Below are 25027 nucleotides of genomic sequence, written 5' to 3'. Positions count from 1 at the left end.
GTCCCGCGAGAGGCACACGCACGTCAGGGGTAGCGCTGCTCCATCGTCCGACGCAGCATGTCGAGGGAGTCGCGCGGCTTGAGCGCCTCGTCCGCGAGGCGGTCCAGCGCGATCCGGTACTCCTCCGTCTCGTCGCGGTCCTCGAGGAAGTTGGCGCTCCGGATGTGCTCCAGGTAGACCACGTCGGGCAGGTCCAGGCCACCGAAGCGCAGATACGTCACCGGGATGGCGGGCGCCGAGGCGTTCGTGACGCTCAGGGGGACGATCTGCACCGTCACATGGGGACGCTGCGCCATCTCGACCAGGTGCGCGAGCTGTTCCCGCATCACGTCGGTGCTGCCCAGGACACGCAGCAGCACGGACTCGTCGATGATCGCCCACAGCTGCGGGGCGTCGGTCCGGGACAGCAGCCGCGCCCGGCGCGTGCGGAGTTCGACGCGCCGCTCCACCTCGCCGGCGGGCGCGTTCGGCAGGCCGCGCTCCACCACCGCCCTGGCATAGGCGGGGGTCTGCAACAGGCCGGGCACGTACTGGATCTCGAAGGTACGGATGGTGGCGGCGGCCTCCTGGAGTCCGACCAGGCGGTCGAACCACTCGGGCATCAGCCGCTTGTCGTACCGCTGCCACCAGCCCGGCTCACCGGCGCGCCGCAGCAGCTTGAGCAGCACCGAGGCTTCGTAGGCATCGGTGCCGTACAGCTCCAGCAGCGCCCGGACGTCGCTCTCCGTCGGCGGGCGGCGGCCCTTGCCCGCCTCGATGCGGGACAGTTTCGCGGCGCTGAAACCGACAGCGCGCGCCGCCTGGTCCTGGGCGAGCCCGGCGTCCTCACGGAAGCCTGCCAGCTGCACACCGACGAGCATCTTCAGCAGAGTCGGCGCCGGCTCGGGCCTGTCCAGGTAGGGTTCCAGACGGGAGATGCGATGCGACGCGGCGGACATCCTGACTCCCAGCAGACCGGCACAAGGGCGACTTACACTATCGCACCCGGCCGGGCGTCTCCGCATCAGCCCGTACGAGCCCATGGGCGGGGGGAGTTGGATTCCACTCCCCCCACCAGGGCTTCACGCCGCGTTCGCGTCGGCATCCCCGCTCACACCAGGTGGTCGAACTCTCCGTCCTTGGCCCCGGCCAGGAACGCCCGCAGCTCCGCGGCCGTGTAGACCAGGGCGGGCCCGTCGGGGTCGCGGGAGTTGCGCACGGCGATGCCCCCGTCGACGAGGGGAGCCACCTCGACGCAGTTGCCCTCGGCGTTGCTGTGCCGGCTCTTGATCCAGCAGGCGTCCAACGAACTCGCCTGCACTCCGTTCCGCACTGGTGGCACCGCAGTCTCCTTGCTCTCCGGCCGTGTCCGTCCCGGCTTGCGTACCCGCAACGGCTTGATTTTCACGCAATTTCTCGTGCAATTGCACGCGAGCGCCGTCAGCGTGGATAATAGCTGCGGCGTCAACCCCTGTGCTGGCGCCACGTCCTGACGTCGCATCGGGGAGATGCCGTGTCATCACCTGCGCAGCCTGTGCTCCGGCAGCCGAGTGGGGCTGCGGCACACGCAGGCGCATCGGCGACGGCCCCCGGCATCCCGCCCGGCCCGCTCACGGCGCCGCCGTACGAGGCGGCGACGTACGAGGCGACGCCGTACGGGTCCCCGCCCCCGACGCCGGAGACGGTGCCGGCGCCCCCGGCCGCCCCGGCCCCCCTGTCCGCCTCGGCCACCCTGCGTGTCGAGTGCAGTCGGGAGGGCTTCGCACGCGTCCGGTCCTTCACACGTGACACCCTCCACGTGTGGTCGCTCGACCACTGCTGTGACGACGCCACCCTCGTCATCACCGAGCTCACCGCCAACGCCGCGACGCACGCGGCGGCGGGAGCACCGGGCACGCCGGAGATCCGGCTCGGGTTCCTCCTGGACCCGACGCACCTGCTGGTCACCGTCTCCGACCCCGACGACCATCCGCCCGTGTACGCGCCCGCCGGCTCCTCCCTGGAGGAGAACGGCCGCGGCCTGTGCATCGTCGACGCCCTGTCCGAGGAGTGGGGCTGGACCCCCAGCCCTCCGGCGGGCAAGACGGTCTGGGCCAGATTGTCGACCTGTCCACCCCTCTGACACGACTGCCGCGGAAAGGCCCCTCGCCATGCGCAGCGCTTCGACGGAACACCCGGGCAGCGAGCGCCCCCAGCGCCCCGACACCCCGACCGGGGTGGCCCGGACCACGCCGCTCACGGCACTGGACCGCGTGCCGTGGGGCGACATCCAGGACTCCACCGGTTCGGCGGCGGCCATTCCCCTGCTGCTCAACGGCATCGCCTGGGGCGACGCCGACACGGCCCGCGCCGCCCTCGGCGACCTGCGGAAGCGGATCTGCCAGTTCGGCTTCGTCGTGGAGCAGGCGACCGCCGCCACGGTTCCGTTCCTCTGGGAGCTGGCGAAGCTGCCGCAGGTGACCTGCCGCGCCGAGATCATCCAGCTGCTCAAGAGCATCGCCGACGCCCGGCAGTGGGAGAGCACCGCCGCCGTCTATCCGAAGCTGATGAACCACCGGGAGAACCCGGTGGCGTGGGAGCGCGCGGCGCGGCAGGCGGTGCGGGCCCGGCGCGGCGACCTCGGCCGGCTGATGGCGGACGAGGACACGGAGATCGCCCGGGCCACCACCGAGCTGGCCCGCTCCCTCGCCACCTGAGGCCGTCGCGCGCCGGCCGAGGCCGTCGGACGTTTCCCACGGACCGGGAGGCGGTGCGGGCCCGGAGTCGTGACGATACGGTGAGGGCCCCCTGTCACCATGGGTGATGCCCCTCGCCTCGCCGGGCCCGGCAGTGTAGACATGGGCACATGGTCCGACTCTTGGGTCGATCCGGGACTCGATCGCCCCTGCGGCCCGGCGCTGCGCCGTCCGCACGGCAGCGGCGGGAGGCGGGCCCGTCGCGGTGGCATCCGGTGGCGGGGCTGCGGTCGGCGCTGGGCGGGCGCAGCGTCGCCGGGCAGGTGTTCCTGCTGGTCGTGGTGATCGTGCTGCTGCTGGTCGTGGCGGCCGTGGTGGCGCTGCTCCTGCAGGTGCGGCACGACACGACGCTGGAGGCCCGCAACCGTTCGCTCGCCGTCGCGGAGACCTTCGCCAACGCGCCGGGCACCGTCGAGGCGCTGCGCAGTCCCGATCCCACGGCCGTGCTGCAGCCGCGGGCCGAGGCCGCCCGCGAGCGGTCGGAGGTCGACTTCGTCGTCGTCATGAACACCGACGGCATCCGCTACACCCACCCCAAGACGGACCGCATCGGCAAGCGGTTCGTCGGGACCATCGCACCGGCCCTGGCCGGGAAGGCGGTGACCGAGGAGATCGAGGGCACCATCGGTCCCCTCGTGCAGGCCGTGGTGCCGGTGAAGGACCCGGACGGCCGGGTCGTGGGCCTGGTGTCGGCGGGGATCACGACGGCGAAGGTCGGCGGGACCGCCGACGAGCAGCTGCCGCTCCTGCTCTCCGCCGCCGCGGCGGCGCTCGCCCTGGCGACGGCGGGTGCCGCGCTGGTGAGCAGGCGGCTGCTGCGCCAGACCCACGGCCTCGGGCCGCACGAGATGACCCGGATGTACGAACACCACGACGCCGTGCTGCACGCCGTCCGCGAGGGTGTCCTCATCGTCGACGACGGGGGCACGCTGGTGCTCGCCAACGACGAGGCGCACCGGCTGCTCGGGCTGCCCGCCGACGCCGAGGGCCGGCACGTCCTCAGCCTGGGTCTCGACCCGGGCACCGCCGACCTGCTGGCTTCCGGGCGCGTCGCCACCGACGAGGTGCACCTCGTCGGGGACCGGCTGCTGGCCGTCAACCAGCGGACCACCGACCACGCGGGCGGCCCGCCCGGCAGTGTCGCCACGCTGCGCGACTCCACCGAGCTGCGCGCCCTGTCCGGCCGGGCCGAGACCGCGCGGGAACGGCTCAACATGCTGTACGACGCCGGCGTGGGCATCGGGACGAGCCTGGACGTGACCCGCACGGCCGAGGAACTGACCGAGCTGGCCGTGCCCCGGTTCGCCGACTTCGCCACCGTGGACCTGTTCGACGCGGTGCTGGGCGGCGGGCAGCCGGACGCGGCGGCCGCGCTGAGCCGCACGGCGCTGAGCGGCATCCGCAAGGACGCTCCGCTGTACGCCGTCGGGGAGCGGATCAGGTTCGTCGAGTCCTCCCCGCAGGGCCGCAGCCTCGCCACCGGCCGGCCGGTCCTGGAACCCCGGCTGAGCGAGGCACCGGGCTGGCAGGCGCAGGACCTCGAACGCTCGGCGCAGATCGTCGACTACGGCATCCACTCCCTGATCACGGTGCCGCTGCGGGCCGGCACCCTGCTGCTGGGGGTGGTCAGCTTCTGGCGCTGCGAGAAGCCGGAGCCGTTCGACGAGGACGAGCTGGCCCTGGCGGAGGAGCTGGTCGCGCGGGCCGCCGTCTCCATCGACAACGCGCGCCGCTACACCCGCGAGCACAGCATGGCGGTGACGCTCCAGCGCAGCCTGCTCCCGAGGAACCTGCCCGAGCAGGGCGCGCTGGAGATCGCCTACCGCTATCTGCCCGCGCAGGCCGGTGTGGGCGGTGACTGGTTCGACGTGCTGCCGCTGTCGGGGGCCCGGGTCGCGCTCGTGGTCGGCGACGTCGTCGGCCACGGTCTGCACGCCGCGGCCACGATGGGGCGGCTGCGCACGGCGGTGCACAACTTCTCCGCCCTCGACCTGCCGCCCGAGGAACTCATCGCCCTGCTGGACGAGTTGGTCGGCCGCATCGACCAGGACGAGACGGAGGCGGAGGGCAGCGCCCCGGTCACCGGCGCGACCTGCCTGTACGCCGTCTACGACCCGGTCTCCCGGCGGTGCACCGTCGCGCGGGCCGGACATCCGCCGCCGGCCCTGATCCACCCCGACGGCAGCGTCGAGTTCCCCGAGGTGCCGGCCGGGCCCCCGCTCGGCCTCGGCGGTCTGCCGTTCGAGACGGCGGAACTGGAGCTGGCCGAGGGCAGCCGGCTCGTGCTCTACACCGACGGGCTGGTCGAGGACCGGGAGCGGGACATCGACGTCGGCCTGGAGATGCTGCGCGAGGCCCTGAGCCGGTCCGGGAAGTCCCCCGAGGAGACCTGCCGGACCGTGCTGGACTCACAGCTCACGGCCCGCTCCAGCGACGACATCGCGTTGATCGTCGCGCGCACCCGGGCGCTCGCCGCCGACCGGGTCGCCGAGTGGCCCGTGCCGGCCGACCCGGCGGCCGTGGGCGAGGTGCGGGCGGCGGTCAGCCGGCAGCTGGCCGAGTGGGGCCTGGAGGAGCTGACGTTCACCACCGAGCTCATCCTGAGCGAGCTGGTCACCAACGCGCTCCGGTACGGAGAGGGCCCCATTCGCGTGCGGGTGCTGCGCGATCGCAACCTGATCTGCGAGGTGTTCGACAGCAGCAGCACCTCGCCGCACCTGCGGTACGCGACCATGACGGACGAGGGCGGGCGGGGGCTGTTCCTCGTCGCGCAGCTCGCGGAGCGCTGGGGGACGCGTTATCTGCCCGCGGGAAAGGTGATCTGGGCGGAGCAGCCCCTGCCGTGAGCGGAAGGCGGGGGTGACGTCGGCGCCGTCGGACGCGTCACCGGACCGTGCCCGCCGGGGGCCGCTGTCCGATCCGGTCCACCACCCCCACCGCCACCACTCCCTTGACCTCCGTGTACTTCTGGCCGCCCCGCAGCTCGCCGTCCACCCAGCGGCCGCCCTTCGATCCTTCCTGCCGCAGACCGAGGTAGGCGTAGGTCTTCGGGTCGAAGATGAAGGCGAAGGCCAGGCCGGGGTGGGAGACGGCGACGCCGTGGCGTCCGAGCGCGTCCACCGCGTGGTGGTCCAGTTCGATGCCGGGCAGCTGGGCGACGGCCTCGAAGGCGGCGGCCTGGAGGCCGGGCGGCATCACGCGGGGGCCGCGCATGAGCAGGCAGGCGTTCAGGTAGGCGTCCCGGTCGGCTTCCGGACGGTCCGCCGCGCGCACTTTGAGGATCTCCAGGAGCTTGTCGGGATCCGTGGGCCACTTCTTGAGCTTCGCGTACTCCGTGGGGGGCCAGCGCACCTGGTGCTCGCCCAGGGGAGGTTCGTCGAGGATCCGGCCGTAGTAGCTGTACCGGGAGGGCTTGGAGCCGTCGACCGACAGCCAGCTCTCGTCGGTGAACCGCTGGGTCTTCCCGCCCTTGAGGTACGTACGGGTGGTGGTCTCCTTGGTGTAGAGGTACTGGTCGTCGCGCGGGACCGGCAGGTGCGCGCTGTCGGTGCGGGACCGCTCGGCGGCCCGGTGCAGGAGCCGTGCCGCGCCGGCCAACTGCGGTGCCGTGCCGTCCCGTTCCTCGCGGCCGGCCGTCAGGACGACGGCGCCGGTGGCCGCGGCCGCGGTGGCCGTCGCGGCGATGGCGGTGCGGAGCGCGAGCCTGCGGGGGAAGGCCCGGACGCCGTCCGGGTGGGTTTCCCGGTGGACGGCCCGCAGGAGGCGGGCTCGGGCCTCGTTGCGGGCCCGGTCGGTCAGCGGGGGCACGTCGGCCTCCAGTTCGCGCACCGCGGTGAGGTCATCCACGAGCGGTCTCCTTCGTCTCGCCGGTCGGGCCGGTCTCGTCCGTCTCGTCGTGCGGGGCGGTGGGATCCGAGCCGCCCAGCGCTTCGCGCAGTTTCTTCCGGGCCCGGTGCAGCCGGGAGCGGACGGTGCCCACCGGGATGTCGAGGGCCTGCGCGGCCTCCGCGTAGTCGAGGTCGCCCCAGGCGATCACCAGCAGCACATCGCGGTGACGGGCGGGCAGCGCCGCGAGGGCCCCGGCCAGGGCGGCGCGTGAGCCCTCGGCGCTGACCCGGGCGGCGACCCGGTCCGCCAACGGCTCGGTGTCACCGCCGCGTTCGCCCGGTGCCTCCGCGGCGACGCGGGACAGGGCACGCAGCCGGCGGGCCTCGGCGCGCCGGTGCCGGCCGACGAGGTTGGTGGCGATGCCGTACAGCCAGGGGCGAGCGGGCGACCGCGCCAGGTCGTAGCGGCGGCGCTGCTGGAAGGCGGTGACGAAGGTCTCGGCCATCAGGTCGTCGGCCGCCTCGGTGCCGAGCCGCCGGGCGATGTACCGGTGGATGTCGTCGGCGTAGCGGTCGAAGAGCACCGCGAACGCGTCGGGGTCCTCCTGCGACCGCTCGATCACCGAGGCGTCGGACTCGTCGCACCGGCCGGGGGCGCGGCGGGCTCCGACGCTCGGGGGCGCGGTCACCGGTCACCTCGCGGGTCCGGCCGGTCGCCTCGCGGGTCCGGCCGGTCGCCTCTCAGGTCCATGGGGCCTTCCTTCGACGTCACGGGCATGGTCGACTGCTGTTCGCCGATGCCCGCGTTCGAGTTCCCGGGGACGTGTGCGAGGGTGCCGCGGCAGGAGCCGGACACCTGCCCATAAAGTAGCCTTATGAGCTCATAGAGCGGACCCGCATACCGACTTAGGCTTGCCTTAGTTTAGGCTTCCCGTCGAGATCGCTTGTCGCCGCTCGAAGGGAACCTGACCATGCCCCGCCCCCTGCGGGTAGCCATCGTCGGATCCGGCCCCGCCGGGATCTACGCCGCCGACGCCCTGCTCAAGTCCGAGGTGGCCGCCGAACCCGGCGTGTCCATCGACATCTTCGAGCGCATGCCGGCGCCGTTCGGACTGATCCGGTACGGCGTCGCCCCCGACCACCCGCGGATCAAGGGCATCATCACGGCCCTGCACCAGGTGCTCGACAAGCCCCAGATCCGGCTCTTCGGCAACGTGGACTACGGCACCGACATCGGCCTGGACGACCTGCGCGTGTTCTACGACGGCGTGATCTTCGCCACCGGCGCGATGGCCGACCGGGCACTGTCCATCCCTGGCATCGACCTCGACGGCTCCTACGGCGCCGCCGACTTCGTCTCCTGGTACGACGGCCACCCGGACGTGCCGCGCACCTGGCCGCTGGAGGCGGAGAAGGTCGCCGTGCTCGGCGTCGGCAACGTCGCGCTCGACATCGCGCGCGTGCTGGCCAAGACGGCGGACGAGTTGCTGCCGACGGAGATCCCGCCGAACGTGTACGAGGGTCTGAAGGCCAACCGGGCCAAGGAGATCCACGTGTTCGGCCGCCGGGGCCCGGCGCAGGCGAAGTTCAGCCCGATGGAGCTGCGGGAGCTGGACCACTCCCCCAACATCGAGGTCATCGTCGACCCCGAGGACATCGACTACGACGAGGGCTCGATCGCCACCCGGCGCGGCAACAAGCAGGCCGACATGGTCGCCAAGACGCTGGAGAACTGGGCGATCCGCGACGTCGGCGACCGGCCCCACAAGCTCTTCCTGCACTTCTTCGAGTCCCCGGTCGAGGTCCTCGGCGAGGACGGCAAGGTCGTCGGCCTGCGCACCGAGCGCACGGAACTCGACGGCACCGGCAACGTCAAGGGCACCGGCACGTTCAAGACGTGGGACGTCACCGCGGTCTACCGCGCGGTGGGCTACCTGTCCGACAAACTGCCCAAGCTACCCTGGGACATCGACTCCGGCACCGTCCCGGACGAGGGCGGTCGGGTCATGCAGGAGTCCGGCGAGCACCTGCAGTCCACGTACGTCACCGGCTGGATCCGGCGTGGCCCCGTGGGCCTGATCGGCCACACCAAGGGCGACGCGAACGAGACGGTGTCGAACCTGCTGGACGACTACGCGAACGGCCGGCTGCACACGCCCTCGACTCCCGCGCCGGAGGCCGTGGACGCGTTCCTCGCCGAGCGAGACGTCCGCTTCACCACCTGGGACGGCTGGTACCGGCTGGACGCCGCGGAGAAGGCCCTCGGCGAGCCGGAGGGACGCGAGCGCGTGAAGATCGTCGAGCGCGAGGACATGCTCCGCGCCAGCGGCGCCTGACCTCTCCGTCCACCCGCGGGGCGGGTTCGGTGCCCATGTCACCGAACCCGCCCTTATGCGTGCTTGAACCGTGTACGATCCAGACGCTTCACCGAACCATCACATCGCCTTCACCAGAAGGCATGCAAGGGGGGACGAACGTCCATGCGTATACGCCTTGTCGCCGCCACGGCCGCCGCTGCCGGAGCCCTGACCGCCCTGACGGCGGCCCCGGCCCAGGCCGCCGAGTACAACTCCGCGCTGAAGATCGGCGGTGTCCAGTACGACGCCCCCGGCCGCGACTCCAACAACTGCCGGACGGGGAACACCGACGAGGAGTACCTGAAGATCAAGAACTACTCGCGGTCGACGACGGTGAACCTCAAGGGCTACGTCGTGAAGGACGCCGCCGGGAACAAGTTCACCTTCACCGCGAACCACACCCTTCAGCCGGGTGACTACGTGAAGCTGCGCGGCGGCAACGGGTCCGACTCCGACGCGAACAACGTCGTCTACCGCGACAACTGCAACTTCATGTGGAACAACGACAAGGACACGATCTACGTGTACAAGCCGTCCGGCAGCCGGGCCGACGTGCACTCGTACACCAAGAGCGGCTCCGACAAGGACGGCAACGGGTACATCACGTTCCACGGCTGAGCCTTTTGCCGAACCGGCAACACGCTTGGTGCGCGGCGCGGCGGGCGCCGGATGATCGGTGGGACCGAGCGTCCCACTGCGCATCCCGGGAGTATCCATGCCGCAGACGTCCGCCGTCGACCGCACGCACCGCCTCGTGCCGTCACCGGCCGGCCGCACCCACCTCGTGGAACAGGGGGACGGGCCGCTCGTGCTCCTGCTGCACGGATTCCCCGAGTCCTGGTACGCCTGGCGCCACCAACTGCCCGCGCTGGCCGCGGCCGGTTACCGGGCGGTGGCCGTCGACGTCCGCGGCTACGGACGCTCGTCCCGGCCCGCCGACGTGGCGGCGTACCGGCTCATGGAGCTGGTGACGGACAACGTCGCCGTGGTGGAGGCGCTGGGCGAGCGGTCCGCCGTGCTCGTCGGGCACGACTGGGGTGCGACGATCGCCGCGACCTCCGCGCTGGTCCGGCCCGACGTGTTCCGCGCGGTGGGGCTGCTGAGCGTGCCCTACACGCCGCCCGGCGGCCCCAGGCCGAGTGAGGTGTTCGCGGGGATGGGCGGCGACGAGGAGTTCTACGTCTCCTACTTCCAGGAGCCGGGCCGGGCCGAGACGGAGGTCGAGCCCGACGTGCGCGGCTGGCTCGCGGGCTTCTACGCGGCTCTGTCCGCGGACACGATGCCCGAAGCCGACCCGCATTTCGTGGCGCGGGGCGGCCGGTTGCGCGACCGGTTCCCCGTCGGCCGGCTGCCGCGCTGGCTGAGCGAGACGGACCTCGACGTCTACGCCGGGGAGTTCGAGCGCACGGGCATGACCGGCGCCCTGAACCGCTACCGGAACATGGACCGCGACTGGGAGGACCTGGCGGACTTCGCCGGCGCGCCCGTCACCCAGCCGTCGCTGTTCATCGGCGGCGGCCTGGACGCGTCCACGACCTGGCTCGCCGACGCGATCGAGGCGTTCCCGGCCACACTGCCGGGCCTGACGGCGTCCCACATCCTCGACGGCTGCGGCCACTTCCTCCAGCAGGAACGTCCCGCCGAGACCAACCGGCTGCTGGTCGAGTGGCTGGGCGGCCTTCGGGGTTAGCCGTGCGGCAGCCGGCGCCCGGTCGTCGGCCGGCTGCCGAAGCCGCAGCTCCGGCCTCACCCCGCCGGACCGGAGCCCGGCATGGCGGGGCCCTCCACGCCTGGTCCGTCGCGGAGGGCTCCCGTCCGGTGGTGCCGGTTCAGACCTCCAGGTCGGCTTCGATCCGGCGGAGCTGGTGGCGGGCCATGGCCAGGTTGGCCCGGCTCCCGTCCAGCACGAGGTAGAGGAACAGCCCGCTGCCCCCGCGCCCCTTGAGCAGGCGGATGAGGTGGTACTGGGTGTTCAGGGTGATCAGGATGTCCTCGATCTCCTCCTTCAGCCCCAGGTGTTCCATGGTGCGCAGCTTGGCCCGTACGACGTCGGTGTTGCCGGCGGCGGCGACTTCCAGGTCGAAGTCCTTGCTGCCGCCGAGGGTGCCGAGGGCCATGCCGCTGGTGTAGTCGACGAGGGCGGCGGCCGTGGCTCCGTCGATGGAGCTCAGGCATTCCTTCAGGGCGGTCTCCGTGTTGGCCATGCGGTCGGTTCCTTTCGTTCGGTGTCGCTCGGTCGGTGTCGCTTCGGTCGGTGTCTGTTCGGTCGGGGGGTTCGTGCGGCTCAGCTGCCGGTCTGCGGGCGCGGCGGGTGGGTGGGCCGCTGCGGGGTGCGTACCGGGAGGGTGCCGATGGGGCGGGCGGTGGCCGGGGGCGCTGTGGCGAGGTGCTCTTCGGGAGCGGGCGCGGGAGCGTGTGGGTGGGGACGGGGACGGGGACGGGGGTGCGGCTGCTGCCGACGCCGGTGCCGGCGCCGGTGTCTGTGTGGGCATCGGTGTCTGTCGCGGTATCTGTGCGGGCGTCGGTGTCGGTCGGTCGGCGTGGCGGCCGGTGCCCGGGCCGACGCGCGTGGCCACCAGGTCGGCGATGCGGGCGCCGCCGCGGCGGCCCTCCAGGTGGAGGCGGCCGACGTTGACGCGGTCCTCGGCCAGGAGGGTGAGGACGGCGGTGGTCCCTGCCGCGTAGGTCGCGACGTAGCCGTGGGCGCCCCGTACGAGGAGTTCGCGGAAGTCGCCGCGGGCGGCCGCGTCGGTCATCCGGTACGCCACGCCGAGGGCGGCGGCGGTGAGCGCCGCGAGTCCCTCCGGCTCGGTCTCCGGTACGTCGTGGGCGAGGACCAGTCCGTCGACGGTGGCCGCGAGGGAGCCGGTCACCCCGGGCACGCGGGTGCGGAGCCGGCGCAGTTCGTCCAGGACGTCGGTCTCGACGGCCATGAGCAGTCTCCTTTCGGCACGCTGTCGTCGCGCGCGGATCACAGTGCCTCCAAGGCGTGCAGGAGCCGTCGCAGCAGTGCGGTGTCGGGCTCGTCCGGTGCCGCAGGCAGGGGGGCGGGTCCCGGCGCGGTGGACGCGGTGGCGGGGTCTGCGGGGACGACCAGCCCGGCCGCGGCCAGACGGCGGAGTTCGACGAGGGTGTGGAAGGTGCGGCAGGCCAGGGCCGTCGCGATCTGGGCGGCGGTGCGGACGCCGTCGACCTGGGCGAGGATCCGGCCGCGGCGGGCGGGCAGTTCCACGGGGTCGCCCGGCACGCGGGCGAGCGGCGCGACGTCGATGGCGGGTTCGGGCCATATGCGGTGCAGCAGTTCGCGGCGGCGCCGGGACTCCCGCAGGACGGTGTCCACCGGTACGGAGCGGACCGCGCCGAGCCAGTGCGCGACTCCCGGGCGGAAGCGGAGGGCCGGTCCGTCGTGGGCGAGGACGAAGTACGCCGCGTCGAAGAGGGCGCCGAGGTGGCACAACTCCAGCGCGCCGGCGGCGAGGTGGCCGCTGTCGACGAGCTGTCGGCCGACCCGGCAGCGGCGGCCGGCCTGGTCGATCGCCGCCCACCAGCCGTCCGCGGCGAGCGCTCCGCTGTGGGTGAGCAGGTCGCCGAGGTCGGGTGTGACGGCGGATTCGACGTGGACGACGTGTCCCGCCGCGAGGTAGACGATCCCCGACTCGGTGGACAGGGCACCGCTCGCGCCCTGGGCCGCGAGGGTGCCGAGCAGGACCGAGGCCGGTTCGTCCGTGTGTGCGGTCAGCATCGGGGCGATCATCCGAGCACCAGTCGGTCCGCCATCTCGGCCAGCCGGATGCGGGCCAGGGCCAGGTTGCCGTCCGCGCGGTCGAGCCATAAGTGCAGGAACACCGTGCTGTCGAAGGTCGTGGTGACGAACCTCAGCAGGTGGTACGAGTCGGTGTTCGTGATGATCAGGTCCTGCACGGGTGGTTCCTTGCCGGACGGCCCGCCCGCGTCGCCGCCGGCCGGCGCGAGGGCGCCGCTCTCCGTGGCGAGGCGGGCGAGTTCGGCGGTCTCCGCGGCCGTCGCCTCCGGGTCGCCGCCCGGTGCGTCACCCACCGCGCCCAGGGCGAGACCGCTGATCCAGTCGACCACCGAGGCGCCTCGCGCACCGGGCAGCCGCATGGCTTCCAGCAGACTTTCGTCGATTCCGGGCACGCCGAATCCCCTCCCCCTGCACGGCTGTTCCCGCGAACGTGAGCACGACACTACGGAAAGTGCTTGGCCCAGGTGAACGCTTTGGCATTTTCCAAAGGAATGTGCAGGGAAGCGGGCGAGGGGTGAACGGGGTTGATCGGAAGGGGGCAGGACGCATCGCAGGGCACCGCCGCTGCTGCGGCTCAGGCGGACCCCGTCGTGTACCTCCACACCAAACGGAATCTCACCGAAACCGGCGGTGCCGCCGGTACTGCCGAATGACCGGACACCATGCCGCGCATCAGGCCGCGACGAGCTCCTGCTCGCGGTCCGGGGTTTTGACCTTGGGCTTCCTGTTCGGCAGTGAGAGCCGGAAGACCTTGCGCCACGCGGAGAACACCTGCTTGGGCAGTGGCCCGGTGACATACTCCAGCTCGTACTTCTCGAACAACGCGCGCACCTTCACCGAGACCTCGGCGTACCGGTTGCTCGGCAGGTACGGGAACAGGTGGTGCTCGATCTGGTGCGACAGGTTCCCGGTCATGAAGTGCATGGCCTTGCTGCCGCTGATGTTCGCCGAGCCCATCATCTGGCGCAGGTACCACTCGCCGCGCGTCTCGCCCTTGATCGACCGGCGCTCGAAGACCTGCACACCCTCGGGGAAGTGCCCGCACATGATCACCGAGTGGGACCAGATGTTGCGGACCAGGTTCGCGGTGAACGTGGCGGCGAGCGTGGGGAGGAACGACGGGCCCGACAGCAGCGGGTGGATCACATAGTCCTTGAGGACCTGCTTGCGGATCTTACGGCCCACGGCCTTGGCCCGCGCGCGGAACTCCGGGTTCTTGCGGCGGCGCTTGTGCAGGTTCTTGCCGAGCTCCAGGTCGTACGCTGCGATGCCGTACTCGAAGAAGCAGGCGTTGATGAAGTTCCACAGCGGCTGGCCGAGGTGGAACGGGTGCCACTTCTGGTCCTCGTCGACGCGCATGATGCCGTAGCCGAGGTCGTTGTCCTTGCCGAGCACGTTGGTGTACGTGTGGTGCAGCTCGTTGTGCGAGTGCTTCCACTGGTCCGCCGGCGAGACGTGGTCCCATTCCCAGGTGGTGGAGTGGATCTTCGGGTCGCGCATCCAGTCCCACTGGCCGTGCAGGATGTTGTGGCCGATCTCCATGTTGTCCATGATCTTCGCCACGGACAGACCGGCGGTGCCGATGATCCACGCGGGCGGGAAGATCGAGAACAGGAGCACGCCCCTGCTGACCAGCTCGAGCTTGCGCTGCGCCGAGATGACCTTACGGATGTAGGCGGCGTCCTTCTCACCGCGGCCGGCGATCACCTCGTCGCGGATCGCGTCCAGCTCGCGGCCGAGCTGCTCGATCTGCTCCGCGGTCAGGTGGGCGGTGGGGTCGATGGCGGTCAAATTGCTCCTACCGTTCGATGTCGCAGGGGCCCGCCGCGGCGGACACGCAGGTCTGGATGAGGACGCCCGGCTCGGCCTCGGTGATCTCGCCGGTGCGCAGGTCGCGGACGGCGCCCGCCTTGAGCGGCGTGACGCAGCCGAAGCAGATGCCCATGCGGCACCCGGAGGGCATGAGCACGCCGGCCTCCTCGCCGACGTCCAGCAACGGCGTGGTGCCGTCCGCGTCGACGGTCGTGCCGGTGGTGCTGAACGTGACCTCGCCGCCGTCGCCGGCGGCGACGATGCTGGGGCGGAAGCGTTCGGTGTGCAGGCGCTCCGGGACGCCGTGCTCGCTCCAGTGCTCTTCGGCGGCGTCGAGCAGGCCCGCGGGCCCGCACGCCCAGGTCTCGCGCTCGGCCCAGTCGGGCACGAGTTCGCCGAGGCGGGCGATGTCGAGCTGGCCGTCCGTGTCGGTGTGCACCTCGGTGAGCCGCAGCTTCTTGTCCGCGACCAGGCCGTGCAGTTCGTCGCGGAAGATCACGTCGTGCGGCTGTGGCGCGCAGTGGACCATGACGACGTCGTCGAACTCGGTGTCGCGCAGCATGCCCATCACGGGGGTGATGCCGCTGCCGGCCGTCAGGTAGAGCACCTTGGCGGGCTTGGCCCGTGGCAGCACGAAGTCACCGGTCGCCTGGTCGAGCTGGACGAGCGTGCCCGGTTTGGCCCTGCGGACCAGGTGGTTGCTGACCTTGCCGTCCGGGATCGCCTTCACGGTGATCGTGACGCGGCCGTCCTGGCGGTTCGTCGGCGAGGTGATGGAGTAGGCACGCCACAGGCGCACCCCGTCGACGTCGACCCCGATCCGGACGTACTGACCGGCTGTGTGGCCGCGCCAGCCCCGTCCCGGCCTGATCACGACCGTCGCGGCGTCACGCGTCTCGGGGTGCACGGCCTCGATGCGCCCACGCAGGTCAGCGCCCGCACGCAGCGGGCTGACCAGGTCGAGGTAGTCCGACGGCAGCAGCGGCGTCGTGACCATCTCCATCAGTTTCCACGCCCTGCTGCGGAGCGCTGCACTCGTCATGGCTCCAGCCTGCTGCGCCTCAAGGCGTAAAGTCCTGACCGCAGGACGTGAATCTGATCGGCTGAATTGTTCGCAGGGAACAAAACGTGAGCCATGCAATCCGGAGGGCCAGCGAACTGGCCCTTGATGAGACGACGGTCACCGCGCTTCGGGCCGCGCTGAAGACCACCGCCGACGAGGTCGTCCAGGCGATCATCGACGAGGTCCCTTCCTACGCCAACGCCCTCTCGGGCAGCATGGGGGGCACCATCCGCCGAGCCGTCCGCACCGCCCTGGGGCACTACCTGGACCTCGCGAGCGGGAACGCCACGGGCGGCGACGGCGGTGACGCAGCCTACGAGCTGGGCCGCGGCGAGGTGCGCGACGGCCGGTCGATGGACGCCCTGCTCAGCGCCTACCGCGTCGGCGCCCGCGTGGCCTGGCGATGCCTGGCAGCGGGTGCCGTATCCGCAGGTCTGCCCGCCGCCGAGGTCGCCAAGTTCGCCGAGCTGACCTTCGCCTACATCGACGAGCTCTCCGCCGCGAGCGCCGCGGGCCACGCCGACGAACTGGCCGCCCAGGGCCGGGCCCAGGAGCGCCACCTGGAACAGCTGGCCCGCGACCTCCTCGCCGGCGCGAGCCCGGACGTGCTGCTCGCCTCTGCTCAACGGGCCGGGTGGCAGCCTCCGGTTACGCTGACCGCGGTCCTGCTGCCCGCCGCCCAGGCCCGGCCCGCCTACCGCGCGCTCGACCCGGGCACCCTCGTCCTCGACGATCTGCCGGAGGCCACCGGCGTGCTGCTCGTCCCTGACGCCGACCGATCACATCTGTTGCGGCAACTGACCGACCGCACCGCCGTGGTCGGCCCGGCCCGGCCATGGACGCGTGCGTCCGCCTCGTACGAACGAGCCGTACGCGCGCGCTCCCTCTCCTCGGATGTTCGCGACACCGAGGACCACCTGCCCGAGCTGGTGCTGAGCGCCGACGCGGACGCGTTCGCGGACCTGCGTGCCCGAGCCCTCGCACCGTTGCGGACCTTGCCGGTCGCGACCGCACAGCGGCTGGAGGAGACGTTGCGGGCGTGGCTGCTGCACCAGGGCAGGCGCGACGAGGTGGCGGCGGCGTTGTTCGTCCATCCCCAGACCGTCCGGTACCGGATGTCGCAGCTGCGGGAGCTGTTTCCGGATCTCGCATCGCCACAGCGAGTCCTTGAACTGACTCTGGCGGTCGGTCTTCGAGTCAGCTGACGCGTACTTCGACCGTCCACGTCCGCATCCGCGAGCAGTCCAGGAATCGTGCCTCGTCCTCGGCGCCATCGGCTGGCTCACGCGGTCCATCTCATCCGTGTGGCTTGCTCTTTCCAGGCGCCGAGCACGCTGGCGGTAACCCGCTCTGCGATGGCAGTGCCTGGGACGCCGTCGTCCGGCGAACCGCCTCCCAACAGGTGGGCCCTGAGGCACGGCTCAGTGCTTCGACTGCGGCTGCACGGCCTGCGGGGCAATGCCCCCAGCCTTCGGCCGCAGTGGCTTGGAGGCGGCCTCGCTGGCCGCAATCGTGCACGTCCGTGGTCTGTTCAGCGAGGATGGCCGCCTCAGCGGTCATCTCCTCGTCGTCCGCGCCGGTGTCGGGAACCGCCATCGATCCAGCGGCAGTGCCGCACAAAACGCCATGCTCCGAACGTCGTCCAGAGCCTGTGAGATGCTGGCTCACCGCCGCGGCAAGATTGGCGCGGGTGTGGCGGAGCACCAGTCCTGCCCGTTCTGACAGCGCGTGGTTGGTCCAGCCTGGGCTGCTCAGACTCCCGGCGATGACCGCGAGGACCTTCGCGCGGCTCCAGCTCCGCTTTACGGTGTCGGCCACGGCGTCCGCGGCATCGTCCTGCCCATCCTCGGTGAAGGCCTTGGCACGTGCGGCAAGGGCCGCCATGCGGTGCTCGCACATCTCCCGGATCAGGCTGCCCGTGCGTCCGCCGACGGCGGGACGGCCCGTTGCGCGGGCACCGGTGCCGCTGCCCGTGCGGGTGCGGTCGGGTCCGCGGGCAGGGCGGCCAGGTGGGCGGCCAGGCGCGCCACGGTGGGTTGTTCGAGCACGGCGCGAGCCGGGAGGCGCCTGCCCAGGGCCTCACCGATCTGGGTGGCCGCCCTGACCGCTCTGAGCGAGTCTCCGCCCCACTCCACGAAGTCGTCGTCCGCACCGACCCGGTCGAGCTCCAGGACCTGCGCCAGGATCACGGCGAGGGTCTCCTCCACCGGCAGTTCGGACGCCCGGTACGCGGTGGACACCGCAGGCCGCTCACCCGACGGCACGGGCAGGGCCGAACGGTCCAGCTTGCCGTCGCCGCCCAGGGGGAGTTCCCAGCAGTACGTTCCGCTCGGGCCGTTCTCGGCCACCAAGCCATCCGCCAGGGCACCGGCGTCCGCTTCGCCAAGACCAGCCGCATCCTCGCCGAGCTCGCCGGCGGCCACACAGACCGCACCTCAGGCCGACGACCTCTACGAACTCATCTCCGAATGACAGGGCCGTTCCCTGCAACCGGCCCGACAAGCGGCCGAAAGGCCCCACCGACCCGACCGAGCCCTCACAGCCACCGCTGGGCTGCTTCGACGCTGTCGCCGCCGCTCGTGTTGAACGCGATCGCCGCCTTCGGCGCGTGACGCCGCACCAGATTCACGACCTGCTCAAAGAGCGGCAGAAGCGGCTCCGGCTTGCGGATCCCACCTCCGATGACGACGACGTCCCAGTCGCGCTCGGACAGCGCCGCAACGATCGTCGGCTCGGCCGACTCATCCAGTCCGATCAGCGTCATGGACGCATCGATGGCATGTTCGCCGAATCGGGCCAGTTCCTGATCGAGGGCCGCACGAAGGGTGTCTCCGTCCATACCGGGCACTGCACGCGGGTCGATTCCAAGAATGAGAACGCGAGGCATGCCCAAGAAGACGATCAGCCATGTGTCCAGGTTCCCGAGGCACGAGGCCGGTGTCCGATCGGAGGGACGACATCCTGGGAATTATTCGGTTCATCGCTGGGCTCGGGCGGGAGGTGCTGTTCGGTCCTCCGTGCCGGAGAAGAGCGCGAGGCGGCCCGTCAGGGCTTCGTCAGCAGCCTCAGGGTCGTCGCCGGTTCCCCGGCCGAGCCGCGCCCTTGACCTCAACCTTGGTCGAGGCGCAACACTCGGCGCATGGAGATCGCAACGAGCAGCACCATTCTCTTCCGCAACACCATGCGCATCACGGACGGTCACCTCGACGGTTTCCGGCGCGCCATCGCGCAGGCGGTGGCATTCGCTCAAGAGCACGGCCCTCAGCTCATGGTCGAGGTCTTCATCGACGAGGAGCGGATGCTGGCGCACAGCTTCCAGCTCTACCGCGACTCCGATGCCATCCGCGCCCACTGGCAGCTCTCGGATCCGTACATCCGCGAGGTGATGGAGCACTGCACCGTGCAGCACTTCGAGATATTCGGCGCACCGGACCAAGACATCGTGGCGGCCCTCAAGACCCCCGACGGCGCATCCTTCCCCTTCGACGTCTCGCCGCGCCTCGCCGGCTTCAACCGTCTTGGCACGCCCGGCTTGAGTGAATCACACACTTAGCGGGGTCTCATGACCTCTCGAGTTGATCTGCTGTCGCCTGATGCTCACCGGCGTCGACCGCGACTCCGCAGAGGTCCTTCGCCGGTTTGCCATGCCGGCTGACCGTGCACGGTGACCGACCTCGAAGACCGCCGCCCCCAGGAGGCCTCGCGGTCGCTTTCGCACCGATATGGCCGGTTCCGCACTGGTGCACGGTGCACCGACTTCGGGAGGCTGCCGACGGACTTCATGTCCGCAGAGACATGACAAGAATCGCAGCTTCAAGGAGGGGGAGTTACATGAGACGGGCCATACTGGCGGTCTTCGCCGCGATCGGACTGCTGCTCACGGTCCCCGGAACAGCGAGCGCGCACAGCACCGACGACTGGGTGGAAACCGAAGTCCACCCTCAGGACAACGGGTTTGGCTACGTCGGCTACTCGACCAGCCACGTCAGCGGCGTGTACCAGTACACCAACATGTGGCGCACCAACAACTACGTGGCGCTCAGCTCCTACGTATCCGACACCTCGACCGACGGCCACTGCGCCACCACCCAGATCCGCTACGAGATCCACGACAACGGCAACTGGGTCGGCCACTGGCACTACCGCACCATGCCCGTCTACGACTGCTCCACCGGATCGGCGGGCGGCGGCGGGGTCTTCGACGGCTACTTCTACAGCACGTACAAGGTCCGCAACGTCTCCGCCCGCGCGTGCCACGCCAACTCCTCCGGCGCCATCGTCGAGTGTGAATCCACCTGGCACGGGCCGATCTGACCCCGACCTCACGCAGCCAAAAGGCGGGTGCCCCAGGCGAGGAGGTTCCCTGCCTGGGGCACGGCATTGGTGGTGGTCAGCGACCTGCTCCGCCCGGCCGTCGACGGCATCTTCCCCACGGCGCCACAGCCGGATCGCGGTTCCGACGCGAGCGCCATCGCACAGGCCGCAGACCTCGCCAGGGCCTTGAACCAACACTCATGGGGCCTTCGAGAGCGCCGCAGTCGCGGCGGACATGGCGACGAACGGGGCCTTCGACATCGGTGCCTCCGCCAAGGCACGAGACGATTGACCAGGACCGAGGCTACCCGCTCCGCACCTCGACCTCCCGTGCCACCTATGCACGTTGCCTCGCCGTACGGCTTGATCCTGGTCGGTCCTGGTCGGTTACGTGTGCTGAACCAGGCCGAACGTCACGCCCGTCGGGTCTGTGAGGACCGCGCTGCGTCCGACTCCGGGTGTCTCGGAGGGTGCGGAGACGACGGTGCCGCCCAGCTCGACCGCCCTGGCCACCCCGCCGTCGATGTCCTCGACGCCGAAGTGCAGGGTCCAGCCGGTCGGGCCCTCGGGCCCGCCGGTGATGCCGCCGAACCGCGCGGCTCCGCCGACGAAGGTCAGGTGAGCCGCGGCGCCCCCGGCCGGAGGAGTCGTGGCGGTCCAGCCGAACACCTGGGCGTAGAAGGCCTCGGCGCCCTCGGTGTCCGGGCTGTTCAGCGCGAACCAGGACGGCGTTCCGGGTTCGCGTACCAGTCCGGAGCCGGGGTGCTTGTCCGGCTCCCAGGCGCCGAACACCGCGCCGTCGGGGGCGGCGTAGACGGCGGCGCTGCCGGCGACCGACACCTTCGTCGGCGGGCTGACGACACGGCCGCCGGCCTCTTCGACCGCCTTCGTCGTCCCGTTCAGGTCGTCCGACATGAAGTAGACGCTCCAGCCGACCGAGTGCTCCTGCCCCTCCTTGAGCTCCACCGCGCCCACGATCTTCTCTCCCCGCAGGGTGAAGTTCACGTATCCACTGGGGAGTTCCAGGGCCTGCCAGCCGAAGAGCGAGCCGTAGAAAGCGCGGGCGGAGGCGACGTCGGGGGTGTCGAGGTCCGCCCAGCACGGTGCGCCGGCAGGGTGACGGGTGATCTTCATCGATGCTCCTCGGGTCGCGGTGGACGATCTTCACTCAGCATCGCCGCGTCACAGAAAGGGCTCCAGCCAGGACCGTCAACTCGCTTGTTTCTTCCATCGGTTGCCCGATGGACGGCGAATTCGGCCAGTGGGCCGGTCATCGGATCGCGAGGTTGTCGAGGTACGAGGTCATGGGTCGGTCGGCGGATGGTGACCGCCGTAGCCGATCAGGGTGAGCATCCAGCGGTCCTGTTCGTGCTGGAGGAAGGTCGCGCCGGTGGGCCGGCCGGGCTCGGCTCCCACGATCACGACCTTGCGGCGGCCGAGGGCACCCCGTGCGAGCCGCAGGGTGCGGCTCACGTACTTGATGTCGACCGGGATCTTGTCCTCGCGGGGAGGCTCGTAGCCGAGGTCGGCCAGCCAGCGTGTGGCACGTCCGCCGCGGCCGGTGGCGTCGACGACGAGGTCGGCGGTCAGCTCGCGCTCCTCCCGCGCGCCGCGGTGCACGACGCGGACACCGGTGACGCGGGTTCCGTCGGGGGTGCAGACCAGCCCGGCGGCCTCGCACCGGTCGATGATCTCCACACCGGGCAACTCCCCCACTTCGGCGCGGACTCGCCTCTCGAGCTGGGGGCGGGTCGGCTGGTAGGTGGGGGTGGGGTCGGCGTAGCGCCCCTCCTGGCAGAGCAGGTGGCCGCCGGGCGCGAAGTGCATCTCGGTGGGTTCGCGGACCACGGGGACCCCGGCCGCCTCCAGCCCTTCGAGCAGGCCGGGGAACATCTGCCGCAGTCCTCTGGTGCCGGCGGGGAGGATCGCGTGGGCGTGCCGCCCCTGCGGCACACCACGCCGGTTCTCGTCCGTCTCCGGAAGGGTGTCCCGGTCGACCACGGTGACCCGGTCGAACGTGCCGGACAGCACGCGGGCGGCGAAGAGCCCGGCGATGCCGGCCCCGAGCACCACGCAGTGTCCGCCGCGGGCGCGCGGCTCCTTCGGGTCGTGCGGGCGTGCGGTGTCGTCAGACATGCCAATCCTCTGCGGGAGGAAATCAGGAAGGAGGCGAGGAACATGCTTTCCGGGGGAATCTCATGTTCCGGGCCGTGGAAGGGAAAATCTCGGTAAGCAGGAAGCGATGGGATCGAGATCTGTCACCGAGTCGCTTCCGAATTAACGGGGCGATGAGCGCCGGGGAAAGGCAGAGTGGGCGATGAAGCCGGCGAGATTCCCACGCGGTGCCGTAATGAAACCGGGGCCGCACAGCGCATTCCGGCCAAGATTCACGGCAGCGGCGACAACAAAGCGACCTGCTGCGGAATTCTGAGTGCCGATTGATCGGCCGCCCATCCGGGCGGATTCTGGTTCTCCTCAGCGCTCCCCGGCGGTGAGCGCCGCCGTCGCCAGCCAGCAGGCCGGCAGCGGGGCCACGGTGCGCCCGTGCCCGATGCGCGGATCGTCACCCGCGTACACCGTGGCCCTCCAGCCGTGTCCACCGAGCCACTGCTCGAGGTCGTCGCGGGCGGAGAGCCACTGGGCGCCCTGCTCCTCGACGCGTTCGCGCACGGGCCTGCCCTCCTCCTGGAGCATGGCCGCCTTGAGGTGCTCCCCTGCGTGTGGGTGGCGCCCTGGACCCGGGACGCCGGCCTCGGACCGCTCCGGGACACCTTGGTCCTCACGGCGATCACGCACGACGACGGGCTGGTGGCCGAACTCGTGGCGGAACCCTCGATCGGCAACGTGTACGTGGGGGACCACCCGACGTACTGGATGGAATCCGGGCTGCCGCACGACGGCTACCTCGCCGAGTTCCTGATGCGCTGCAAATCGGTGATCAGGGACTGACCGATTCCGTTGCCCGGGCGCCCCAGGGTGCGTGAAGGATGGTGTGCGTATGCTCGACGAACTGGACCGGGCGCTGATCCACGCCCTGCACATCGACGGCCGTGCCTCCTTCACGCAGCTCGCCGCCGTGCTCGCGGTGTCGCCGCAGACGGGTCTCCCGACGCCACGAGCGGCTGCGCGAGCAGGCGGCGCTGCGCGTCGTGGGGCTGCCCGACCCCCAGTCGACGGGGCACGAGCAGTGGCTGCTGCGGCTGACGGCCGACCCCGAGACCGCGCCGGACCTCGCGCACGCGCTGGTACGCCGCCCCGACACCTCGTGGGTCTGTCTCACCGGCGGGGGCACCGAGGTCGTCGCCGTGCTGGAGACGCCCCTGGGGACCGCACACGGCCACTCCCTGCTGCTGCACGAACTGCCGCCAAGTGTGGGGCTCACGGCCGTCTCCGCCCACCAGCTGCTGCACACCTATCTGGGCTGGCGCACCCCGTGGCGCATGGTCGCCAGCGCGCTGACCCCGCGGCAGCAGCGGATGATGGGCGGGGCCGGGGGCACGGGCCACGGCGGGGCGCCGCCCCCGGAGGGCTACGGCCAGGTGCGGCTCTCCCCCGCCGACCACGCCCTGCTGGACGCTCTGCGGCGGGACGGGCGGGCGGCCGTCGCCGAACTCGCCGCCGGCACGGGCTGGTCGCCGGCGACGGTCTCCCGCCGCCTCGACCACCTGCGCGCCTGTGGGACGGTCTTCTTCGACGTCGAGATCGACCCCGCCCTGCTGGGCGGCCACATCAAGGTCCTGCTGTGGATGGCCGTCGCCCCGGCGCACCTCGACGACGTGGCCACGGCCCTCGCCCAGCACGACGAACTCGCCTTCGTCGCCCACACCACCGGTCCCACCAATCTCGTGGCGCACGCGCTGTGCCGGGACACCGCTGCCCTGTACCGCTACCTCACGCACGGCCTGGGAGCGGTCAAGGCGATCCGCTCCCTGGAGACGGCACCGGTCCTGCGGACGCTCAAGGCGGTCGGCACCATCCCGTCCCGGGGGCTTCCCGAGCGCCGGGCGTGAACTGCGCCGCGCCTGCTCAGGAGGCCGTCGGGGGGATGAGGTGGTCGAGTGCCTCGGCGCAGTCCTGGGCGGCCTTCGCCGAGCGCGGCAGCATGAGGCTCTCGTAGGCGCGGACGGCGTCGTCGACGCCGGACTCGGTGACGAGGGCGTGGGCGAGGTCGCTGCCGTCGAGCATGGCGAGGTTGGCCCCGAGTCCGACGGGCGGCATCAGGTGCGCGGCGTCGCCCAGCAGGGTGATGCCGGGGACGTGGTCCCAGGTGTGCGGGACGGGCAGCACGAACACGGGCCGGTCGACGAACCCGCCGTCCTGACTCCGCAGGAGGGAGAGCAGGTTCTCGTCCCAGCCGTCGAACCTCTTCAGCAGGTGTGCGCGCACGGCCTCCGTGTCGTCGATGTCCAGGCCCTCGGCCGCCTGCCAGTCCTGCGGCGCGCGGAACGCGGCGTAGACGCGGATGTGGCCGTCGCCGTTGCGCTGGGCCAGCAGGGCCTTGCTGTCGGCGGTCGCCAGCAGCGTGCCGTTGCCGACCATGGCTGCGAGGGCGGGATGGCGGGTGTCGGCGTCGTCGAGACCGGCCTCGATGAAGGTGACACCGGCGTAGCCGGGCGTGGCGTCCGACAGGGCCGGGCGGATGCGCGACCAGGCACCGTCGGCGCCGACCACCAGCTCGGCGTCCTCGGTGGTGCCGTCGCCGAAGCTCAGGCGCCAGGTGCCGTCGCCGAGCGGGGTGGCGCCGGTGACCGTGCGGCCCCAGCGGACGGTGCCCTCGGCGAGGGAGTCCAGGAGCAGTCCGCGCAGTTGGCCGCGGTCGATCTCGGGGCTGTCGTCGTCGTGGACGGGTCCCGGGAAGGGCAGGGTGGCGGCGGTGACGGGGTCGAGCACGCGCCATTCCTGGGCGTCGGGGCGGGCCAGGGCGCGGAACGTGTCGAGAAGGCCCGCCGCGCGCAGGGCGGTCTGACCGGTGGCGGCGTGGATGTCGAGGCTGCCGCCCTGGGGGCGGGCGTCGGCGGAAGCGTCGGATTCGAAGACCGTGACGGAGCGACCGTGGAGCTGCAGGACACGGGCTAAGGCGAGGCCGCCGAGGCCGGCGCCGACGACCGCGACGCGGGTGTGGGCGGAGATCATGGTGCTGTTCCCCTCGAAAGCTGGGTGAAGTGTGGTGCGGAGTG

General features: G+C 71.4%; 25 protein-coding genes and 2 pseudogenes. 11 read left to right on the top strand and 16 right to left on the bottom strand.

Annotation, left to right across the window (positions count from 1 at the left end; translation table 11 throughout):
* Nucleotides 1-23 precede the first annotated feature (23 nt).
* Together C1703_RS38480 and C1703_RS38475 are read right to left on the bottom strand one after the other, a co-directional pair.
* Complete coding sequence (locus C1703_RS38480; protein ID WP_114257158.1) at nt 24-938, bottom strand: helix-turn-helix transcriptional regulator; 915 nt, start codon at nt 936-938, stop codon at nt 24-26.
* Nucleotides 939-1090: 152 nt separating this feature from the next.
* Nucleotides 1091-1321, bottom strand: coding sequence for a DUF397 domain-containing protein (locus tag C1703_RS38475; protein WP_114257157.1), 231 nt, complete (start codon nt 1319-1321; stop codon nt 1091-1093).
* A 342-nt stretch (nt 1322-1663) separates the two neighbouring features.
* On the opposite strand from C1703_RS38475, the gene C1703_RS38470 reads away from it, so the two are divergent.
* The 3 genes from C1703_RS38470 to C1703_RS38460 all read left to right on the top strand — a co-directional run bounded on the left by C1703_RS38470 (nt 1664) and on the right by C1703_RS38460 (nt 5560).
* Nucleotides 1664-2101 carry an ATP-binding protein gene (locus C1703_RS38470; protein ID WP_343236427.1) on the top strand — a complete coding sequence of 146 codons (438 nt, stop codon included), beginning with the start codon at nt 1664-1666 and terminating at the stop codon, nt 2099-2101.
* A 28-nt stretch (nt 2102-2129) separates the two neighbouring features.
* The gene (locus C1703_RS38465; protein WP_114257156.1) at nt 2130-2675 is read left to right on the top strand and encodes a hypothetical protein; all 546 of its coding nucleotides are present in this window, start codon (nt 2130-2132) and stop codon (nt 2673-2675) included.
* Nucleotides 2676-2824: 149 nt separating this feature from the next.
* Nucleotides 2825-5560, top strand: coding sequence for a SpoIIE family protein phosphatase/ATP-binding protein (locus C1703_RS38460; protein ID WP_198678392.1), 2736 nt, complete (start codon nt 2825-2827; stop codon nt 5558-5560).
* Between the two features lie 37 nt (nt 5561-5597).
* Here C1703_RS38460 and C1703_RS38455 read toward each other — a convergent pair whose 3' ends face one another.
* Both C1703_RS38455 and C1703_RS38450 read right to left on the bottom strand, forming a co-directional pair.
* Nucleotides 5598-6560: a CU044_5270 family protein gene (locus C1703_RS38455; protein WP_114257155.1), complete on the bottom strand. Its 963-nt coding sequence runs from the start codon at nt 6558-6560 to the stop codon at nt 5598-5600.
* Nucleotides 6553-7230, bottom strand: coding sequence for an RNA polymerase sigma factor (locus C1703_RS38450; RefSeq protein WP_114257154.1), 678 nt, complete (start codon nt 7228-7230; stop codon nt 6553-6555). Before C1703_RS38450 ends, C1703_RS38455 begins: the two co-directional genes overlap by 8 nt.
* Nucleotides 7231-7512: 282 nt before the next feature.
* Here C1703_RS38450 and C1703_RS38445 point away from each other — a divergent pair, with 282 nt between their 5' ends.
* The 3 genes from C1703_RS38445 (at nt 7513) to C1703_RS38435 (ending at nt 10588) form a co-directional block, all read left to right on the top strand.
* The gene (locus C1703_RS38445) at nt 7513-8877 is read left to right on the top strand and encodes an FAD-dependent oxidoreductase (RefSeq protein ID WP_114257153.1); all 1365 of its coding nucleotides are present in this window, start codon (nt 7513-7515) and stop codon (nt 8875-8877) included.
* Nucleotides 8878-9021: 144 nt separating this feature from the next.
* Nucleotides 9022-9516, top strand: a complete 495-nt coding sequence (locus C1703_RS38440; RefSeq protein ID WP_114257152.1) for a lamin tail domain-containing protein — start codon at nt 9022-9024, stop codon at nt 9514-9516.
* Nucleotides 9517-9613: 97 nt separating this feature from the next.
* Nucleotides 9614-10588, top strand: coding sequence for an alpha/beta hydrolase (locus tag C1703_RS38435; protein ID WP_114257151.1), 975 nt, complete (start codon nt 9614-9616; stop codon nt 10586-10588).
* 139 nt (nt 10589-10727) lie between these two features.
* Here C1703_RS38435 and C1703_RS38430 read toward each other — a convergent pair whose 3' ends face one another.
* The 6 genes and pseudogenes from C1703_RS38430 to C1703_RS38405 all read right to left on the bottom strand — a co-directional run bounded on the left by C1703_RS38430 (nt 10728) and on the right by C1703_RS38405 (nt 15515).
* Nucleotides 10728-11102 carry a hypothetical protein gene (locus C1703_RS38430; protein WP_030244809.1) on the bottom strand — a complete coding sequence of 125 codons (375 nt, stop codon included), beginning with the start codon at nt 11100-11102 and terminating at the stop codon, nt 10728-10730.
* A 339-nt stretch (nt 11103-11441) separates the two neighbouring features.
* Nucleotides 11442-11831, bottom strand: a pseudogene (locus C1703_RS40075) (roadblock/LC7 domain-containing protein); the annotation flags it as partial.
* A gap of 38 nt (nt 11832-11869) precedes the next feature.
* Nucleotides 11870-12640 carry a hypothetical protein gene (locus C1703_RS38420; RefSeq protein WP_114257817.1) on the bottom strand — a complete coding sequence of 257 codons (771 nt, stop codon included), beginning with the start codon at nt 12638-12640 and terminating at the stop codon, nt 11870-11872.
* An 8-nt stretch (nt 12641-12648) separates the two neighbouring features.
* A complete protein-coding gene (locus C1703_RS38415; protein ID WP_114257150.1) occupies nt 12649-13053 on the bottom strand; it encodes a hypothetical protein in 405 nt (134 codons plus the stop codon).
* Between the two features lie 280 nt (nt 13054-13333).
* Complete coding sequence (locus C1703_RS38410; protein WP_114257149.1) at nt 13334-14452, bottom strand: acyl-CoA desaturase; 1119 nt, start codon at nt 14450-14452, stop codon at nt 13334-13336.
* Nucleotides 14453-14459: 7 nt separating this feature from the next.
* Nucleotides 14460-15515: a ferredoxin reductase gene (locus C1703_RS38405; protein WP_114257148.1), complete on the bottom strand. Its 1056-nt coding sequence runs from the start codon at nt 15513-15515 to the stop codon at nt 14460-14462.
* 86 nt (nt 15516-15601) lie between these two features.
* Here C1703_RS38405 and C1703_RS38400 point away from each other — a divergent pair, with 86 nt between their 5' ends.
* Complete coding sequence (locus C1703_RS38400) at nt 15602-16741, top strand: PucR family transcriptional regulator (protein ID WP_114257147.1); 1140 nt, start codon at nt 15602-15604, stop codon at nt 16739-16741.
* Nucleotides 16742-17443: 702 nt separating this feature from the next.
* Here C1703_RS38400 and C1703_RS38395 read toward each other — a convergent pair.
* Together C1703_RS38395 and C1703_RS38385 are read right to left on the bottom strand one after the other, a co-directional pair.
* Nucleotides 17444-17959, bottom strand: a complete 516-nt coding sequence (locus tag C1703_RS38395; protein ID WP_114257146.1) for a phosphopantetheine-binding protein — start codon at nt 17957-17959, stop codon at nt 17444-17446.
* Nucleotides 17960-18072: 113 nt separating this feature from the next.
* Nucleotides 18073-18423 (bottom strand): hypothetical protein, encoded by a 351-nt coding sequence (locus C1703_RS38385; protein ID WP_114257145.1) that lies wholly within the window; start codon nt 18421-18423, stop codon nt 18073-18075.
* 252 nt (nt 18424-18675) lie between these two features.
* Between C1703_RS38385 and C1703_RS38380 the strand changes: the two genes are divergently transcribed.
* Together C1703_RS38380 and C1703_RS38375 are read left to right on the top strand one after the other, a co-directional pair.
* Nucleotides 18676-19089, top strand: a complete 414-nt coding sequence (locus C1703_RS38380; protein ID WP_114257144.1) for a hypothetical protein — start codon at nt 18676-18678, stop codon at nt 19087-19089.
* A 278-nt stretch (nt 19090-19367) separates the two neighbouring features.
* Nucleotides 19368-19850 (top strand): hypothetical protein, encoded by a 483-nt coding sequence (locus C1703_RS38375; RefSeq protein WP_114257143.1) that lies wholly within the window; start codon nt 19368-19370, stop codon nt 19848-19850.
* Nucleotides 19851-20237: 387 nt separating this feature from the next.
* Here the strand turns inward: C1703_RS38375 and C1703_RS38370 are convergent, their stop codons facing one another.
* The 3 genes from C1703_RS38370 to C1703_RS38360 all read right to left on the bottom strand — a co-directional run bounded on the left by C1703_RS38370 (nt 20238) and on the right by C1703_RS38360 (nt 22520).
* Nucleotides 20238-20984: a VOC family protein gene (locus tag C1703_RS38370; RefSeq protein WP_114257142.1), complete on the bottom strand. Its 747-nt coding sequence runs from the start codon at nt 20982-20984 to the stop codon at nt 20238-20240.
* 168 nt (nt 20985-21152) lie between these two features.
* Entirely contained in the window at nt 21153-21986 is an 834-nt protein-coding gene (locus tag C1703_RS38365; RefSeq protein WP_114257141.1) for an FAD-binding protein, read from the bottom strand.
* 339 nt (nt 21987-22325) lie between these two features.
* Nucleotides 22326-22520, bottom strand: coding sequence for a hypothetical protein (locus tag C1703_RS38360; RefSeq protein WP_157993211.1), 195 nt, complete (start codon nt 22518-22520; stop codon nt 22326-22328).
* A gap of 30 nt (nt 22521-22550) precedes the next feature.
* Between C1703_RS38360 and C1703_RS38355 the strand changes: the two are divergent.
* Both C1703_RS38355 and C1703_RS38350 read left to right on the top strand, forming a co-directional pair.
* Nucleotides 22551-22799: pseudogene (locus tag C1703_RS38355) on the top strand (aldehyde dehydrogenase); the annotation flags it as partial.
* Nucleotides 22800-22900: 101 nt separating this feature from the next.
* Complete coding sequence (locus tag C1703_RS38350) at nt 22901-23860, top strand: Lrp/AsnC family transcriptional regulator (RefSeq protein WP_232840721.1); 960 nt, start codon at nt 22901-22903, stop codon at nt 23858-23860.
* 16 nt (nt 23861-23876) lie between these two features.
* Here the strand turns inward: C1703_RS38350 and C1703_RS38345 are convergent, their stop codons facing one another.
* Nucleotides 23877-24983, bottom strand: a complete 1107-nt coding sequence (locus tag C1703_RS38345; protein WP_114257139.1) for an FAD-dependent monooxygenase — start codon at nt 24981-24983, stop codon at nt 23877-23879.
* Nucleotides 24984-25027: the final 44 nt, after the last annotated feature.

The sequence above is a fragment of the Streptomyces sp. Go-475 genome, from assembly GCF_003330845.1.
Classification (GTDB): domain Bacteria; phylum Actinomycetota; class Actinomycetes; order Streptomycetales; family Streptomycetaceae; genus Streptomyces.
The sequence above is the reverse complement of the archived record's forward strand: the minus strand, read 5'-3'. Positions and strand labels throughout refer to the sequence as shown.

Coding starts and splice junctions, on each gene's coding strand:
- C1703_RS38385 (WP_114257145.1), bottom strand. CDS start 18,423: ATGCCTCGCGTTCTCATTCTTGGAATCGACCCGCGTGCAGTGCCCGGT.
- C1703_RS38365 (WP_114257141.1), bottom strand. CDS start 21,986: ATGTCTGACGACACCGCACGCCCGCACGACCCGAAGGAGCCGCGCGCC.
- C1703_RS38375 (WP_114257143.1), top strand. CDS start 19,368: ATGAGACGGGCCATACTGGCGGTCTTCGCCGCGATCGGACTGCTGCTC.
- C1703_RS38465 (WP_114257156.1), top strand. CDS start 2,130: ATGCGCAGCGCTTCGACGGAACACCCGGGCAGCGAGCGCCCCCAGCGC.
- C1703_RS38430 (WP_030244809.1), bottom strand. CDS start 11,102: ATGGCCAACACGGAGACCGCCCTGAAGGAATGCCTGAGCTCCATCGAC.
- C1703_RS38480 (WP_114257158.1), bottom strand. CDS start 938: ATGTCCGCCGCGTCGCATCGCATCTCCCGTCTGGAACCCTACCTGGAC.
- C1703_RS38420 (WP_114257817.1), bottom strand. CDS start 12,640: ATGCTGACCGCACACACGGACGAACCGGCCTCGGTCCTGCTCGGCACC.
- C1703_RS38460 (WP_198678392.1), top strand. CDS start 2,825: ATGGTCCGACTCTTGGGTCGATCCGGGACTCGATCGCCCCTGCGGCCC.
- C1703_RS38370 (WP_114257142.1), bottom strand. CDS start 20,984: ATGAAGATCACCCGTCACCCTGCCGGCGCACCGTGCTGGGCGGACCTC.
- C1703_RS38345 (WP_114257139.1), bottom strand. CDS start 24,983: ATGATCTCCGCCCACACCCGCGTCGCGGTCGTCGGCGCCGGCCTCGGC.
- C1703_RS38435 (WP_114257151.1), top strand. CDS start 9,614: ATGCCGCAGACGTCCGCCGTCGACCGCACGCACCGCCTCGTGCCGTCA.
- C1703_RS38445 (WP_114257153.1), top strand. CDS start 7,513: ATGCCCCGCCCCCTGCGGGTAGCCATCGTCGGATCCGGCCCCGCCGGG.
- C1703_RS38380 (WP_114257144.1), top strand. CDS start 18,676: ATGGAGATCGCAACGAGCAGCACCATTCTCTTCCGCAACACCATGCGC.
- C1703_RS38405 (WP_114257148.1), bottom strand. CDS start 15,515: ATGACGAGTGCAGCGCTCCGCAGCAGGGCGTGGAAACTGATGGAGATG.
- C1703_RS38440 (WP_114257152.1), top strand. CDS start 9,022: ATGCGTATACGCCTTGTCGCCGCCACGGCCGCCGCTGCCGGAGCCCTG.